A 15,899-nucleotide genomic window follows, 5' to 3' on the forward strand; every position below is an offset into this window, starting at 1 on the left:
TGGCCAGTCTAACTGCGCGTGCTGAAGTTGCGAAGTGTCAGTGAATGGGTCACCACGAACAGGCTCGACAGGCTCATGGCTAGCCCAGATATCAGTGGATTGAGGAGTCCGGAAGCTGCAATCGGGATCGCCGCGATGTTGTAGAGGAACGCCCATACAAGGTTGCCTCGGATGGTGCGAAGGGTGCGTCGGGACAGTGCAATGGCGTCCGGGACGACACTCAGATGGTGACGCACACAGATAATGTCCGCGCTGCGCATTGCAATGTCGGTACCAGTGACCATTGCCAGACCAAGATCAGAGCTGGCCAAGGCAGCCGCGTCGTTAATCCCGTCTCCGACCATGGCGACGTGACGACCCTCGTTGCGCAGCTTATCGACGACTTCGGCTTTGTCGGTGGGGAGAACCTCTGCACGCACATCATCGATACCAAGCTGGGAAGCAACGGCATTCGCAGCGGCCATGGAGTCTCCGGTGAGGAGGATGGTTCGCAGCCCCATCTTCTTCAGCCGGGCGATGACCTCAGAAGCTTCGGACTTGACCGTGTCGGAAATGACAAGAGCTGCAGCGGCTTGTCCGTCGATTGCTACCAGGGCGGTGGAGTGACCGGTGCGGGCCGCCTGGTCGACAGCCTCAGTGAGTTCGGCGGGAATGGTTATACCGGTCTCGGTGAGGAAGGCGGGATTGCCGACCATGACATGATGGCCGTCGACCTCGCCTTCGCTACCACGCCCTGCGACGGTGCGTGGGCTGGGGCATTGCGGCACGGTGGAGCCGACAGCGGCGACGATCGCTTTGGCTACCGGATGGGTGGAGTGCTGATCTAGAGCTGCGGCATATTGATGGGCTTGCTTGAGGTCATGCCCGTGAGCGGCAATTCGGTCGGTGAGGGCCATGTCCCCGGTGGTCACAGTGCCGGTTTTGTCGAGGATGACAGTATCTATGCGCCCCGACGCTTCCAGAGCCTCCGGACCTTTGATGAGGATTCCCAGCTGACCGCCGCGTCCGACCCCGACCATGAGAGCAGTTGGGGTAGCCAGCCCCAGCGCACAGGGGCAGGCGATGATGAGCACAGAGAGAGCCGCAGACAATGCATGACGGATGCCGACCCCGGCTATCCACCACCCGAAGAAGGTGAGGAAGACGATGGCTAGTACCGCCGGCACAAAAATCTCGACGACTTTGTCGACCAGACGCTGGACATTGGCTTTTCGGGCTTGGGCTTCCTCGGCCATGACCGCCATCTGAGCAAGTTGGCTGCGCGCTCCCACACCTGTGGCACGCGCGACGATTCGCCCGGTGAGGTTCATCGTTCCACCCAAAACAGTCGATCCAACGGTGGCGTCGACTGGCATTGGTTCGCCAGTCATCATCGAGGTATCAATACTCGACGCCCCCTCAACGATCTTCCCGTCAGCGGCGAGAGTCTCACCTGCCAAGGTGACGAACAAGTCGCCCTGGTGCAACTTCTCAATGGGGATGACGGTTTCGGTCCCGTCACGCAACACGCGTGCATTCTTGGCCGCCAGCTGGCCCAAGGCCGTCAGCACCGAGCGAGCTGACCTCTTGGCGCGGGCCTCGAAGTAACGCCCAGCTAGAAGGAAGCAGGTGACCCCTGCCGCGACGTCGAGATAGAGGGTGTCCGCCCCGGCAGGGGTAATGCCATAGCCAAGCCAGTACCCTTCGTTGTCTTGCGTGCCGATAAGGATGGAGATAAAAGACCACCCAAAAGACGACAACACACCTAGGGAGACCAGGGTGTCCATGGACGTCATGCCGTGGCGCAGATTTAACCAGGTCGCCTTGTGAAATGGCCATGCCGACCAAAAAACTACCGGCAAGGAAAGCACCATGAGCAGCCAGTCCCACGCGGGAAAGCGCAGCTGCGGTTCGAGGGCTAATACCAACCCGATGTCCATCAGTGGCAGGGTGAGCAGGACGGCGACGATGAGTCGGCGGCGCAGCATCGTGATGCGCCGTTCCGCCTCGGCAGCCAGATCAATATCAGAGAGTGCTGCGGCGGTGTATCCAACATCCTTGATGGCAGCGATGGCGTCCTCGATGTCGATGCCAGTAACTGTCGCTCGTTCAGAGGCATAATTGACGCTCGCGTGAACTCCGTCAATACGTGTCAGACGCTTCTCTATGGTGGTGGCACACGCCGCGCAGGTCATCCCTTCGATCTGGAGCTGGACCGGAGGACGAAGGACGGATTCGTCCTCATCCTGTTCGTCGCTCGTCACCGTAGTCATGACGGGTTCTCCGGATTGTGCGGTTTGATTTCTTGTCCAGCCATTCGAGCCAACATGTCGTTGTATGCGGCGAGGGATTCGTCAAGAGTGGCGTCCTCGGAGGCGTCGACCCGGCGTTGGTCACGCCGATCGGCCATGAACCATTGCACGCATAAAGCGATCAGCACCAAGGCCATCGGAATCTCACCAGTGGCCCAGGTGATCTGGCCGCCAAGGTTTTGGTCATCGCGCAGATTCGCTACCCAGGGGATCGACAGAGCCTGGTAGAACTCTTTGCCGATGACTTGATGGGCATTCATTGTGATGACGGCGAAGAAGGAGTGAAAGGGCATTGCGGTGATGACGAAGCCCAGCCGGCCAATGTGAGGCAGGGACGCAGGCAGGTCGTCCAGACCAATGACATACTCGAAAAGCATGAACCCGGCCATCAGAAAATGCAGCAGCATCCACTGGTGACCCCAGTGATAGCGCATCAAATAGCCGAAGATCGGGGTGAAATACACCACGTAGAAGCTGGCGATGAAGACGATCCAAGCCGCAAACGGGCCGAAGAGAAGCTTCGTGGGACGCCATTCCAGCGCCGCCATCAGACAATCCTGAGGTCCATTAAAGCCGTCGTCAATCTGGTCACCGGTACGAAAAGCCTCCCTCATGAGGGTCACCGGCGCTCCCAGCACCAACAGTGCAGGTATCAGCATGTTGAAGGTCATGTGGACCAACATGTGCCAGCTGAACTGCATGGAGGAGTACTCCCACAGGCCTGCGCTCGCCAAATAGATCACGATGACCCAGGCCCCGATCCAAGAACCGATACGCGCGCTAGACCATGCGCCTCCGCGACGCTTGACGATGGTTACCGCTACGAGGTATCCGGCAATCCCTAGCATCGACAGGACCCAGAAGCCAATGTTGGGTCGGCCCGGGGCTAGTAAGACACCAGTGGTGGGTGCCGACGGCAGTTCGTAGCCCAGGTAGTTCACGGCCGGCGTCTGCCCAACGAGGTAGCGCGGCGGAATGAGCTGGGTGCTGGCCCCCGTGACCGTTACAACGATCGCGACCATTGCCAGACGAAGCCACCCAGAGATTCTAGAGCGTGGTAACCAACTCGCGGCTACCCACACCGTCGCCGCAATGAGCAGGACGACCCGAGCCACGCCCCACCGATCCGATAGCCAGGAATGCCCAGCTTGGCCTTGCCAGGTGACGACGATTCCGCCGGCCAAACTGATGAGTGCTCCGAGACGCTCTAACCATGCCAACCTGTTGCTGATCGCGGGGCTGGGCCCAGTGAGGACCTCGGCGAGGACGCAGGCCGCCGCAATGGTCATGCCGACGGCAGCGAGAGCTCCCGAATCGGTGGCGAAGTCATGGTTGAGACCTACCGAAATGGCTCCGGTTACTGGAATCGGCAGGGCGGCAAGGATCGTCACCAAGGTTGCCATGACAAGGCCGCCAAGATGAGTCGTGAGCAGAGCTAGCAGCGCGACCACCAGCCCCAACACGGCGACGACGAGCCAGGCCGTTACCGAGGGAGTCGAGGAGAGGTAGGTGGGTATGTCGAGGATCGCCTGCTCAAAGGTCAAACCGGCAGAGTCGGCCGATTCCAAAGGAATCATGAGCAGCGCCAGCAGTGCCCACATCTGGGCTGCCAGCCAGGCTCGGCGCCCGCGGGTGCGAGTGCGGTCGACAGTGTCGCGATGAGGCGAACACAAGGTAGCGCGGAAAAGCTCGGCCAAAGTCCACGTCAGTGTTGCCCAAAAGAGGGTCCCGACGACGGCGTGGAGGACGCTGGTGAGGAGGTCCGGAGTTTCCCTGCCCAACAGACGAGGTTCGAAGGAGCGGAGTCGACCAATCATGGCGGCTATGGCGGCCATGACGACACTCGTGGCCACGAGTAGCGGTCCAGTGGCGCGAGCGCGAATGGGATGCGTCACCAACATCTCCTTTGGGACGGGGTAGGGGAGACTGTAGCCCAGCGGACGGACAGGTTCATGAAGTTGGGTGGAGGAACGCCGGATGTTCCCGACGCGGAATGTCTGGACTCATTTCGTAGGGTCGGAATGACATCATTTCGGTGAGGATGGGTTCGAGTTTGCCTGCCACCTCGAGCATGGTGGGCACCTCAGCCTCAGGGCCGTGCAGACGCCTCAGCTCGCGTCCCATACTGGTGACGTCAGCATCAGAAATACCGCAGGGAATGATGTTGTCGAACCTGGCGGTGTCGGGGTCGATATTGAGAGCGAATCCATGCATCGCCGTTTGCCGAGACACCCGGATACCGATGGCACAGATCTTGCGCTCAGGCCCCATCCCGTCGGAGGGGAACCAGACGCCGGTGCGTCCCGGGACACGACCGGCCTTCAACCCATACTCAGCAACGAGGCGGATGATTGACTCCTCGACGCGACGCACATAATCCACGACTCCGATACCGCGTTGCAGAAAGACTATGGGGTAACCGACGAGCTGGCCTGGACCGTGCCAGGTGATCTCACCACCACGATCTACCGGGACGACGGGGGTGCCATCGAAGGGGTAGGCCTCGGGGCGGGTGCGCCGCCCAGCAGTGTAGACGGGGTCATGTTCGACGTAGATGACCGTATTGGGGCGGTGATGGCTGGAAACCTCGGCGTGGATCTCACGCTGGTGGGCCCAGCACTCGTTGTACTCAGTGCGAACTGGGGGATTCTCGGCGATGCCCAGATACTCGAATTCCAAGCCGGCGGGATGGTCTACCCATCCTTTCGGGGCCACCCCGTTAACGACTTGAGGCGTGGCAGGTTGTGGGGTTGCCGGGGCTTCGTCGCGATCGCAGGGCTGGTTCTGGGGGGTTGTCACGCTCATCCATGGTAGTCCGGATATGCAACGGGGCCTGGTGCGCGATTCCGCACCAAGCCCCGTCGAGATGTTCGAATCAGAACTCTCCGGCGAAGTCGCCTTCTTCCAGACGGGCCTTGATACCCGACAAGAAGCGAGCTGCCACAGCACCGTCAATGAGACGGTGATCGTAGGACAAGGAGAGGTACATGATGTCGCGGATGGCGATGGTGTCCTCACCGAACTCGTTGGTGACCACGACTGGACGCTTCACCAAGGCTCCAGTGCCGAGGATCGCAACCTCCGGCTGGTTGACAATCGGGGTGTCGAAGAGAGCGCCGGCCGATCCGTAGTTGGTGATGGTGAAAGTGCCACCGGCGAGTTCGTCGGGGGTGACCTTGTTGGCGCGGGTTCGAGCGGCAAGGTCACCGATTTGGTGAGCCAGGCCAGCGATATTGAGGTCGCCGGCATTCTTGATAACCGGAACCAGTAGACCGCGCGGGGTGTCGACGGCAATGCCGATGTTCTCGGATTCGCCGTAGGTGATCGTCCCGGCTTCGGTGTCGATGTTCGCATTGAACTTCGGGTTGGCCTTGAGAGCCTCGACGACGGCCTTTGTGATGAACGGCAGATAGGACAGACCGACTCCTTCCCGAGCTTTGAAGGCAGCCTTCTCAGCCTTACGGATACGGGAGATAGCCGTCATGTCCACCTCGACGGTGGCGGTGAGCTGGGCAGAGACCTGCAAAGACTCCACCATGCGCGACGCAATGACCTTGCGCAGGCGGCTCATCTTTTCGGTGGTGCCGCGCAGGGCAGCCGCTTCCGGCGAGACCTGCTGCGAGGCTTTACGAGCCGAGCCAGCGGGCTTTGGGGCAGGCACAGGAGCGGGAGCCGGTGCGGGCGAGGGAGCCTGTTCAGACTTGCCGGCAGCAGCTAGGACATCCTGCTTACGGATGCGACCGCCGACGCCGGTCCCGGTGATGGTGGACAGGTCGACGTTGTTTTCCTTGGCCAGCTTACGAACCAGCGGAGTGACGTAGACGTCCGAGGAGGGGCTAGTGGCACGCGGGGCGACCTCGTTGGTGCCAGCGGTCTTGGGAGCCTCAGCAGGTTTGGTAGCGGGAGCCGGTTGAGGAGCCTCAGTTGCCTTCGGGGTAGCCGGAGCGGGGGCTGGGGCTTCTTCGGTCTTGTTCTTTACCGGCTCCTCAGCCGGTTCGACCTTGGGTTCGGCGGGCGCCGAACCGGACTTGGAGGGGTCGCCGATGATGGCGAGAACGGCACCGACTTCGGCGTCCTCGTCTTCGGGGACTTTGATTTCCAGCAGGGTGCCGGATGCGGGGGAGGGAACTTCGGTGTCGACCTTGTCGGTGGACACCTCGAGTAGGGGCTCGTCAGCCTCGACGGTGTCTCCGACAGCCTTGAGCCAGCGGGACACGGTGCCTTCAGTGACGGACTCACCCAGCGCGGGAAGAGTGACCTCAACACCCGTGGCTGCACCGCCAGCGGTGGCGGCAGGCTTCTCGTCAGCAGCCGGTTTGGACTCGGGCTCCGGTTCAGGGGCCTCGTCATGTCCGCTGGGGGCCTCAGCCGGGGCAGAACCGGACTCGGAGGGGTCGCCGATGATGGCGAGAACGGCACCGACTTCGGCGTCCTCGTCTTCGGGGACTTTGATTTCCAGCAGGGTGCCGGATGCGGGGGAGGGAACTTCGGTGTCGACCTTGTCGGTGGACACCTCGAGTAGGGGCTCGTCAGCCTCGACGGTGTCTCCGACAGCCTTGAGCCAGCGGGACACGGTGCCTTCGGTGACGGACTCACCCAGCGCGGGAAGAGTGACTTCGGTCGACATGTGTTGGAGCTCCTTTGCAAGCCGCGACGTATTGACTGCAAGCCTAGCTTGACGATGGTCAAATGTGCAGTTCGTCCCATTTTAGAATTCAGGAAAACCTCCTGCGAACATGGCGAAGGGCAGGGTCCACAGGCCCTGCCCTCACGACGATCTGGCTGATTAGTCAGCCAAATTAGCGGCCAGCTGCACCAAGGTGCGCACTCCGAACCCGGTTCCCTGGATCGGGGTGTAATCGTGTGGCTTACCCTCGTTGAAGGCCGGGCCGGCGATATCGAGGTGAGCCCACTCAGTTCCAGGGGTCACGAAGTTCTGCAGGAAGGCGGCAGCGAGGATCGCCCCGCCCTCACGGGCCCCCGTCGATTTCACGTCGGCGATATCTGAATGCAGTTGCTCCCGGAATTCGTCCCTGACAGGCAGTTCCCAGAAGTCTTCGCCAGCCGCTTCGGAGGCGTCCAGCAGGGTATCGGCGGCCTGCGCGCTGGAGGTCATTACTCCGGCAGTGTGGTTGCCGAGGGCGACCATGCAGGCACCGGTGAGGGTGGAAATGTCGACGAGGTAGTCGGGCTCGTCTTCACAAGCGCGGGCTAGGCCGTCAGCCATGACAATGCGGCCTTCGGCGTCGGAGTTGCCATTCTCGACGGTCTTACCGCCATATATGGTGACGACATCTGAAGGACGCCAAGCCGACCCGGACGGCATGTTCTCGGCCATGCAGCCGTATGCGATGACGCGGACATTGAGACCTAGACGGGCAACTGCGCCGACAGCAGCCAGCACAGCGGCAGCACCGCCCATGTCAGATTTCATGGTGTACATACCGTCGGCGGTCTTGATGTTGAGACCGCCGGAGTCAAAAGTGATGCCTTTGCCGACCAGGGCCAAAGTCGTGGTCGCGCCCCGTGGCGCATATTCGACGCGAACCAGACGCGGGGAGTGAGCTGAGCCGCCACCGACTGCCAGGATGCCCCCGAAACCGCTGCGGACAAGGTCTTTCTCGTCGAGGACATCGACCGTGACGTCCTCGAGATCCTTGCACCACGACCGTGCTGAGGCGGCAAAGGTCTTTGGGTAAAGCACGTTGGCTGGGGCGTCCACCCAGTCGCGGGCGGTGTAAACAGCGTCGGCGAGAATCCGAGCCTTCTCCAGTTCTGGTTTGGCACCACGTGCATTCGAGACGATCGTAACGGTGGAAACCTCGAGAGTATCCGGGTTGGCGGTGATAGCCGGCACCTTGTAACAACCGAGCAGGGCGCCTTCGGCGGCGATACGAACTTGTTGTGGCGAGGTTATGCCCATGTCGACGGCCACCTTGAGGCTGGTTTCGTGGGCGAGAGAAGCAGCAGTACGCGCACCGGCACCGACAGCCTTGCGGAGGTTCTCGTCGTCACCTCCTTCGGCCCCGCAGCCGACCAAGACGAGACTGTTTCCAGACCAGGGCAACACCACGGTGGAACCAAGTTTCGTCTTTCCGCCAGCGCGGACGGCAACCTCGGCCAGCGTTGCACCAAACCTTTCCTCCGCCTCTTTTACAACTCGCGGAGCAAGTCCCTGAATGAGAGGACCCTGGGAACCCTCGACGAGGCCGGCAATGACGACATCGGCGCCGTTGGCATTGCGGGAGACCTTAAGATGAGGACGCGGACGGTTGGGTAGCTCGGTGCTGTTGGCCACGAGGATTCCTCTCATTCGGGGGTCGGTTCAGCATGGGCCCGCTCAGAATCAGGCCGACGCCTCGTCTGCAGCCTAGTCGAGGTACGTCAGCTGCGGGACACTTCCGTGCCGATACCGCGCCATTATGGTGAGGTTGTGAATTCAATTACCCCGGTCGGTCAGAGCACGCCTCCCCGACGTCGCGTCAGCCACCCCACGGTGCGGATGGTTTTAGACGTCGTCGTTGTGGTGGCTGGAGTAGCCCTGCTGGTGTGGGGCATCGTCGGGATGGCCTCGCCGACGATCACCTGCCGTGGGGCCGAGATGCATCCGGGCGACACCTGTTTTAAGGCGACATACACCGCTACCCGTAGCAACACGGTGCAGACCTACGAGCAACGTCGTCGATCCATTGCTCAGTCTCGCCCGACCGTGATCGGTCTGGGAGCTGCGTTGACAGCCTTCGGGGCCGTGATGAGTTGGCAGAGCGTCAAAACCCGCCGCCGAGATCACTCTTCGGACAATCCCATCGGGCCATAAACGACGTCATCGCCGTCCATGAGGGTAACTTCGTCAATGCCGGCGTCCTGCAACTCGGGCCACGTCTCGGAAAGCCATGCCTCAGCTTCTTCCTGAGACTCGAACTGCTGGCCAGCGCCAATCTCGCCGAGGTGCTCGGCCCCCTTGACAGTGACGTGGGACTGTTTGAAAACCCATGAGTAACTCATACTTACAAGCCAACCACGTCCATGCCTGGAAGGGGACGCGGACGCGGCAACGTCGTGGAGCTTGACTTGTAGGCCGTATCAATGTCAGTTATTTTTGGTGCCGCGCTTGATACGAGGTTCCGGATTGCGCCAGCGGCGCATGGTCATCGCCCGGTTGTTGAGATAGGCCCATAGGCCGCGAAGGGGGGCGTTGGGGTACCGAGCGCGAATTCCCTTCTTGGCACCATGCCACAGCCTCCAAGAGTCGATCAGCCATAGCACCATGACGATCAGCATTCCCAAGGACAGGGCATTGACAACACTAACCGCAGCGGGAGCGATGAAGAGCGTGGCCAACCAGATCACCATGACAGCCAGGAAAATCGGCATGATGAACTCACTGAACGTCCAACGTGCGTCAACGTAGTCGCGGATGTAACTACGTTCAGGGCGCCGTTCGGCCGCTTCCATGGCTGCTGCTTGGCGCTCGCGCTTAGCCAATCGCTCACGTTTGCGAGCTTCTTTCTTGCTCAGGGTTGGCTTGAGCCGTTCCCGACGGGCAGCCTCAGCCTCAGCGCGAGTCGGGGTCGGGCCTTTCTTGGCCACATGGCGCGTCTGGGGCTTCGACTGTTCAACCGGTGTTTCCTGGGTATCTGCTCGATTTTCCTTGGCGGTGGGAGACCCCTTCATGGTACGAGGCTGCTTGGCAGCCTGTTTCCCCGCGTTACTGCCAGTCTCGTCGGACGTAGCCCTTGGAGCTGCTGTGGCCGAGGATGGAGAGGAATCTGTGCTGGACCCTGGCTCTGCCTTGACGGTCTTGTCCGCCGGTTCGGCCTTCTTGCTGTCTCCCTGCTCGTAGGGGCGGAACAGTCGCACGATCCATCCTCTTTTTGTGTCGTACTCGTGCCCCCGGTGGCTTGTTCCAGCCGGGGCGACCCGGTGTGGGCTGAGTAGATTCTACGGGTATTCTTCTGGGTTGTTGTTGCGTGGTCCCGTAGGCTAAGAGCCAGGCAACCGCAATGCTGACGACTTCCCAGAGTCATCAGGCACCGAAGGGGAAGGACCCGACTCCACCTATGGCTGGCATATTTGAACGACTTTCGACGGTTTTCCGTTCCAAGGCGAACAAGGCTCTCGATAAGATCGAGGACCCGCGAGAAACCCTCGATTATTCCTACCAGCGTCAGCTCGACATGTTGCAAAAGGTGCGCAGGGGCGTCGCCGACGTCGCCACGAGCCGAAAGCGCGTCGAGCTGCAGATGAATCAACTGCAGGCCGACGTCGACAAGATGCAAAATGCGGCTGCGCGCGCCCTTGAACAGGGTCGCGAGGATCTGGCACGCGAGGCCTTGACCCGCAAGGCTGCGTTGCAGGGTCAGCTCAATGATCTTCAGTCTCAGCACGCCACGCTGCAAGGTGAGGAGGAAAAACTCATCCGTGGCTCCCAGCGTCTCCAGGCCCGCGTGGATGCCTTCCGCACGAAGAAAGAGACCATCAAGGCCACCTACTCGGCTGCTGAAGCTCAGACTCGTATCAATCAGGCCTTCACCGGTCTCAACGAAGAGATGGGTGACATCGGTATGGCGATCACGCGCGCCGAGGATAAGACCACAGAGCTTCAGGCCCGCGCAGGCGCCCTGGACGAGCTCATGGCCAGCGGCGCTATCGAGGACCCCACTCGCGATTACGGCGACGACATCACTCGTGAGCTCGACAGCCTCGCCAACGATCACTCCATTGACGCTGAGCTGTCTGCTCTCAAGGCGCAGCTGGACGCCGGACGCGATGGTTCCACCCCGGAACTCGAGTCTGGTGCTGATGGGGGGACGAATCCGGGAACCGGATCGCGGCCCGTGCGACGCCAAGGGGGCCAGGCATGATTATCCGCATTGTTAGTGAGGGTCAGTGGCAGGTGCCCGACACTGAAATGGAGCACCTCAACCGTATTGATTCGCGCGTTGAGCACGCCATCGAGACCAGCTCCCAGAGTGAGCTTACTGAAGCTCTCTCGGAGCTGGTGACAACCGTTCGCGCGATAGGTACCCCGGTTGCCGACGACAACATTGTCGACTCGGATCTCATAGTTCCCGACGTCTCGGCAACGATCGAGGAAGTCTCGGTTTGGCTCTCGGAGAACCCGGCCGGAGACGGACTGATCCCCGGCTGAGCGAGGACAACCATCCCTGTTCCGCTGCGCGCTGAATTGATGTAGTTCGATGTCATGCGGATACAGTGGATGACGCGACGGGACGACATACCCGCCCGATCCACCAGGATCGACCGCCCGGGTCATCTCCCCGGGACCGTCCACCACACGTTCTTGGAGTCCATATGACCGACACCGTCAACGCCCCCACCACCGATGGAATCATTCTTACCGACGCGGCTGCCGCCAAGGTGAAGTCCCTGCTCGATCAAGAGGGTCGCGACGACCTTGCTCTGCGTCTGGCTGTGCAGCCAGGCGGTTGCTCGGGTCTGCGCTACCAGCTCTTCTTTGATGAGCGTCACCTCGACGGTGACATCGTCAAGACTTACGGCGGGGTCGACGTGGTGACTGATCGGATGAGCGCTCCCTACTTGGCAGGCGCGACAATCGATTTCATGGACACCATCGAGAAGCAGGGGTTCACCATCGACAACCCCAACGCGACCAGCACTTGTGCTTGTGGGGACTCCTTCCACTGAGCCGATTCTGGCTACTGAGATCATTCTCCGAACAGACCGTTTGAGATTATTGAGGCGTTTCGTCAGCCCGACTAGGCGGACGGAGCGCCTTCTTTTCGCTATTGTTCGGTGTGACAGACATAACAGTCACCCGTCGCCACCGTCGGGTCGGGGCGGGCTTGCAATGGGGAAGGGTGAGCCGTGGGACGCAGACTCAGCTGGCGACACGACCTTGAGCGGGACGTGCCCCGAAGAGGTGGCGGTGTTGCCGGAAAGGTCAGTGGTGCCTGTGCCGCAACGATTGCGGTACTGGCACTGAGCGGCTGTGGCAGTACCGGATCTGGGCGCCCAGCTCGCCTCGGTCTCGTCGATCCGGCGTCAGACCGTGCCGTGCATATGGGAAATATGTGGGTCGGTGCATGGGTTGCTGCGCTTGTCATTGGCGTATTCGTGTGGGGACTCATTGGATACGCGGCCTTTAAGTTCCGTCGTAAGGATGGAGATCCGGCGATTCCCCGGCAGTCGCGCTACCACCTTCCGCTTGAGGTGCTTTACACCGTCGTCCCGTTCCTCGTCATCGGCGTGCTGTTCTTCTACACCGTCCGTACCGAGAACAAGGTGCTCGAGCAAGATCCTGAGCCTGACCATGTTGTCAACGTCGTCGGCCAGAAGTGGTCGTGGACCTTCAACTACATGGAAGGAGAGAATCCGGACGCCGGAGGTGTTGTCACTCATGAGGTGGGCACCATCGAAAAGATTCCGGACCTTTACCTTCCGGTGAACGAGTCGGTGCGTTTCCACCTCAAGTCCGCCGATGTCATTCACTCCTTCTGGGTCCCGGCCTTCTATTTCAAGATGGACGTCATTCCGGGTCATCCCAACCAGTTCGACCTCACCCCGACGAAGATTGGCGTTTACGACGGCAAGTGCGCCGAGTTGTGTGGTACCTATCACGCCAACATGATCTTCAAGGTGCATGTAGTGTCGGCCGAGGATTACAACAAGCACCTCCAGCAGCTCAAGGCACAGGGCAACACCGGTGAGATCAAGCCTCCGAACTCCGTCACCGCCCTCACGGCCGCCGATTCGAAGGAGGGGAAGAAGTGACCAGCGCATCTATCGCCCAGCGCAGCGCAGTAACTCCGGCGTTGAGCCGTGAGGAGCGTCGCAAGACCAGCTTTGGCGCTCTTGTCTGGGATTACATGACGACTACTGACCACAAGAAGATCGGACGGCTGTACTTCGCTACGTCGCTGTTCTTCTTCGCCTTCGGCGGCATTCTTGCCCTGCTTATTCGAGCGGAGCTGGCCTACCCGGGTATGCAGTTCGTACACCAGGAGACCTTCAACCAGCTCTTCACGATGCACGGCACAATCATGTTGCTGATGTTCGCCACCCCGTTGTTTTCCGGGTTCGCGAACTTCTTCATGCCGCTTCAGATTGGTGCCCCTGACGTCGCCTTCCCGCGCATCAATCAGTTCGCATACTGGCTGTATCTTTTTGGCTCGCTGATGGCCTGCGCTGGCTTCCTCACCCCCGGAGGCGCTGCTAGCTTCGGCTGGTTTGCGTACGCACCGCTTTCGGATGCTGTTAACTCTCCGGGAGTTGGCGGTGACTTGTGGGTTATGGGTCTGTACCTGCTGGGTCTGTCATCCATCCTCGGTGCAGTCAACTTCATAACGACGATCATCCTCATGCGTACTCCCGGCATGACGATGTTCCGGATGCCGGTGTTCTCCTGGAATATCCTCATCACCTCGATCTTGGTCCTCGTCGTCTTCCCGGTGCTGTCCGCCGGCCTGCTCGTCCTCGAGGCTGACCGAGCTTTGGGGTCTCGCATTCTCGACGCTGCCAGCGGAGGCCCGATCCTGTGGCAGCACCTCTTCTGGTTCTTCGGGCACCCTGAGGTTTACGTGATCGCCCTGCCGTTCTTCGGCATCATCACTGAAGTCCTTCCGGTTTTCAGTCGTAAGCCGGTCTTTGGCTACGTCGGTCTGGTGTTCGCCACCTTGGCCATTGGAGGGTTGTCGGTGTCGGTGTGGGCCCACCACATGTTCGTCACCGGCGCGGTCTCTCTGCCGTTCTTCTCCTTTATGACTTTCACGATCGCCGTTCCAACGGGTGTGAAATTCTTCAACTGGATCGGCACGATGTGGGGCGGGTCGTTGAGTTTCGACACACCAATGCTCTTCGCCATTGGATTCCTGACGACCTTCCTCTTCGGTGGTTTGACCGGAGTCATGCTCGCCAGCCCGCCGATGGACTTCAATGTCTCAGACAGCTACTTCGTGGTGGCCCACTTCCACTACGTGCTCTTCGGAACCGTGGTGTTCGCAATGTTTGCCGGCTTCTACTACTGGTGGCCGAAGATCACCGGGCACATGCTTAACGAGACATGGGGCAAGATCCACTTCTGGATGTTGTTCGTCGGTTTTCACACCACTTTCCTCGTGCAGCACTGGCTGGGGGCCGAGGGTATGCAGCGTCGTATCGCTGACTATGGCTCTTGGGAAGGTTTCACTCTCCTCAACCAGGTATCGACCTTCGGCTCTTTCCTGTTGGCCATTTCAATGCTGCCTTTCGTCTGGAACGTATGGATTACCCGTCACGATCCGAACATCGAGGTCGACGATCCGTGGGGTTGGGGCCGTACCCTCGAGTGGGCTACGTCGTGCCCGCCGCCTACCCACAACTTCACCAAGATGATCCGCGTGCGTTCTAACTCCCCGGTCTTTGACCTGAATCATCCGGAGGCCGCGATGGCTCCCAAGGCTGAGGAAGCGAATCCGCGTGAACTTGTCCGCTCCGGCAAGGAGGATGCCTGATGAAACCGGAACGTTGGGTCTTTGGTGGGCTTGGCCTGTTCTACGTCATCATGACTCCGGTGTATTGGTTCACGGCTCATGAGGTTGCCGGTACTTGGGTACTGGGACTGTCGGGAGTCATGGCCCTGATGGTGTTCTTCTACGTTCAGGTCATCTCCAAGAAGATCAACCCACGTCCTTCCGATGAGAAGGATGGTGAGGTGATCGATGGCGCTGGACCGGTGGGATTCTTCCCTCCGCAAAGCATTTGGCCCTTCTGGTGCGCTCTTGTCGTGGCAATCGTTTGCCTAGGTCCGGTGTTCGGATGGTGGATATCGCTGCTAGGTCTCGGCCTGGGGATCTGGGCCGCTTCGGGGTGGGCCTTTGAGTACTACCGCGGGGACTACCAGCACTGACGACAATGTGAAGGCCGGGACCGTCATGACGGTCCCGGCCTTGTGCTGTGTTAGTGCGGTTTAGATTGCCTCTGCAATGTGTTGAGAACCGTCGCAGAACCGAATAAAACGCCTCACCGTGGTGTCGTCGTCCAGACAGACTAAGGCAGCCTGAGCGACGGCCTCACGGGACACTGTGTCGTGCTTGTATTCCTCGCCTTCCGCTAGCAGGCGGATGCCAGTGGCGGGATCGTGGCTCAGAGTTACCGGGCCAAGGATGGTCCACTGAACCGTCGAGTTCATGGTGTGACGGTCGGCAGCAGCCTTTGCGTCAGCGTAGGGGAAGAAGTCGTCGTCGGAGGGGACACCGTGCTCTGGGCTGCCACACCAAGAGATGAGGACGAATCGTGGTCCATGAGGGGAGCGGGCAATGGCGTCGACAAGATCCTTGCAGGCGTCGCGGTCGACAGCGTAGGTCTGCTCGGGGCCGCCTTTGCCACCTGCTCCGGCTGACCACACTACGGCGTCGTGGCTGTTGACGAGGTCGTCCCACTCAGAAGGCCTCAGAGAGGTTATGTCAGCGACGATCGGATTTCCGCCCCACCTGACCACGTCAGCGCCCTGGTCTTCACGTCTAATAACGGAATCGATGTGTCCTCCCTTCGAGCTGGCGTGCTGGGTGAAGTGTTTGGCCACATGTCCGTGGCCGCCAATAACGAGAATTCGATCTGCTGTCATAGTTTTCACCCTAGAATCGACCA

At 60.4% G+C, this 15,899-nt stretch carries 15 protein-coding genes; 7 read left to right on the forward strand and 8 right to left on the reverse strand.

Features of this window, described 5'->3' with window-relative positions:
- Positions 1 to 8 precede the first annotated feature (8 nt).
- The 5 genes from Q4B98_RS00640 to Q4B98_RS00660 all read right to left on the reverse strand — a co-directional run bounded on the left by Q4B98_RS00640 (position 9) and on the right by Q4B98_RS00660 (position 8,604).
- A complete protein-coding gene (locus Q4B98_RS00640; RefSeq protein WP_303194715.1) occupies positions 9 to 2,252 on the reverse strand; it encodes a cation-translocating P-type ATPase in 2,244 nt (747 codons plus the stop codon).
- Positions 2,249 to 4,192, reverse strand: coding sequence for a cytochrome c oxidase assembly protein (locus Q4B98_RS00645; RefSeq protein ID WP_303194717.1), 1,944 nt, complete (start codon positions 4,190 to 4,192; stop codon positions 2,249 to 2,251). Before Q4B98_RS00645 ends, Q4B98_RS00640 begins: the two co-directional genes overlap by 4 nt.
- A gap of 49 nt (positions 4,193 to 4,241) precedes the next feature.
- Positions 4,242 to 5,096 carry a lipoyl(octanoyl) transferase LipB gene (gene lipB, locus Q4B98_RS00650; protein ID WP_303194719.1) on the reverse strand — a complete coding sequence of 285 codons (855 nt, stop codon included), beginning with the start codon at positions 5,094 to 5,096 and terminating at the stop codon, positions 4,242 to 4,244.
- 70 nt (positions 5,097 to 5,166) lie between these two features.
- Positions 5,167 to 6,918 (reverse strand): 2-oxoglutarate dehydrogenase, E2 component, dihydrolipoamide succinyltransferase, encoded by a 1,752-nt coding sequence (gene sucB, locus Q4B98_RS00655; protein ID WP_303194721.1) that lies wholly within the window; start codon positions 6,916 to 6,918, stop codon positions 5,167 to 5,169.
- 159 nt (positions 6,919 to 7,077) lie between these two features.
- Complete coding sequence (locus tag Q4B98_RS00660) at positions 7,078 to 8,604, reverse strand: leucyl aminopeptidase (RefSeq protein WP_303194722.1); 1,527 nt, start codon at positions 8,602 to 8,604, stop codon at positions 7,078 to 7,080.
- A 75-nt stretch (positions 8,605 to 8,679) separates the two neighbouring features.
- Here Q4B98_RS00660 and Q4B98_RS00665 point away from each other — a divergent pair, with 75 nt between their 5' ends.
- Positions 8,680 to 9,108: a hypothetical protein gene (locus Q4B98_RS00665; protein ID WP_303195537.1), complete on the forward strand. Its 429-nt coding sequence runs from the start codon at positions 8,680 to 8,682 to the stop codon at positions 9,106 to 9,108.
- On the opposite strand, the gene Q4B98_RS00670 is transcribed toward Q4B98_RS00665, so the two are convergent.
- Both Q4B98_RS00670 and Q4B98_RS00675 read right to left on the reverse strand, forming a co-directional pair.
- Positions 9,078 to 9,296 carry a hypothetical protein gene (locus tag Q4B98_RS00670; RefSeq protein WP_303194723.1) on the reverse strand — a complete coding sequence of 73 codons (219 nt, stop codon included), beginning with the start codon at positions 9,294 to 9,296 and terminating at the stop codon, positions 9,078 to 9,080. The two genes, Q4B98_RS00665 and Q4B98_RS00670, sit on opposite strands and share 31 nt — an antisense overlap.
- Before the next feature lie 84 nt (positions 9,297 to 9,380).
- Positions 9,381 to 10,151 carry a DUF3043 domain-containing protein gene (locus Q4B98_RS00675; RefSeq protein ID WP_303194724.1) on the reverse strand — a complete coding sequence of 257 codons (771 nt, stop codon included), beginning with the start codon at positions 10,149 to 10,151 and terminating at the stop codon, positions 9,381 to 9,383.
- 200 nt (positions 10,152 to 10,351) lie between these two features.
- Between Q4B98_RS00675 and Q4B98_RS00680 the strand changes: the two genes are divergently transcribed.
- The 6 genes from Q4B98_RS00680 (at position 10,352) to Q4B98_RS00705 (ending at position 15,159) form a co-directional block, all read left to right on the forward strand.
- Positions 10,352 to 11,155: a PspA/IM30 family protein gene (locus Q4B98_RS00680; protein WP_303194726.1), complete on the forward strand. Its 804-nt coding sequence runs from the start codon at positions 10,352 to 10,354 to the stop codon at positions 11,153 to 11,155.
- Positions 11,152 to 11,442, forward strand: coding sequence for a hypothetical protein (locus Q4B98_RS00685; protein ID WP_303194728.1), 291 nt, complete (start codon positions 11,152 to 11,154; stop codon positions 11,440 to 11,442). The genes Q4B98_RS00680 and Q4B98_RS00685 overlap by 4 nt, the downstream gene beginning before the upstream one ends.
- Before the next feature lie 164 nt (positions 11,443 to 11,606).
- A complete protein-coding gene (gene erpA / locus Q4B98_RS00690) occupies positions 11,607 to 11,960 on the forward strand; it encodes an iron-sulfur cluster insertion protein ErpA (RefSeq protein ID WP_303194730.1) in 354 nt (117 codons plus the stop codon).
- Positions 11,961 to 12,335: 375 nt separating this feature from the next.
- A complete protein-coding gene (gene coxB / locus Q4B98_RS00695; protein ID WP_303195539.1) occupies positions 12,336 to 13,046 on the forward strand; it encodes a cytochrome c oxidase subunit II in 711 nt (236 codons plus the stop codon).
- Positions 13,043 to 14,764, forward strand: a complete 1,722-nt coding sequence (gene ctaD, locus Q4B98_RS00700) for a cytochrome c oxidase subunit I (RefSeq protein ID WP_303194731.1) — start codon at positions 13,043 to 13,045, stop codon at positions 14,762 to 14,764. The genes coxB and ctaD overlap by 4 nt, the downstream gene beginning before the upstream one ends.
- The gene (locus Q4B98_RS00705) at positions 14,764 to 15,159 is read left to right on the forward strand and encodes a cytochrome c oxidase subunit 4 (protein WP_303194733.1); all 396 of its coding nucleotides are present in this window, start codon (positions 14,764 to 14,766) and stop codon (positions 15,157 to 15,159) included. Before ctaD ends, Q4B98_RS00705 begins: the two co-directional genes overlap by 1 nt.
- A gap of 60 nt (positions 15,160 to 15,219) precedes the next feature.
- Here the strand turns inward: Q4B98_RS00705 and Q4B98_RS00710 are convergent, their stop codons facing one another.
- Positions 15,220 to 15,876 carry an NAD(P)H-binding protein gene (locus Q4B98_RS00710; RefSeq protein WP_303194735.1) on the reverse strand — a complete coding sequence of 219 codons (657 nt, stop codon included), beginning with the start codon at positions 15,874 to 15,876 and terminating at the stop codon, positions 15,220 to 15,222.
- Positions 15,877 to 15,899: the final 23 nt, after the last annotated feature.

Source organism: Cutibacterium sp. (genome assembly GCF_030525615.1).
Lineage (GTDB): Bacteria > Actinomycetota > Actinomycetes > Propionibacteriales > Propionibacteriaceae > Cutibacterium.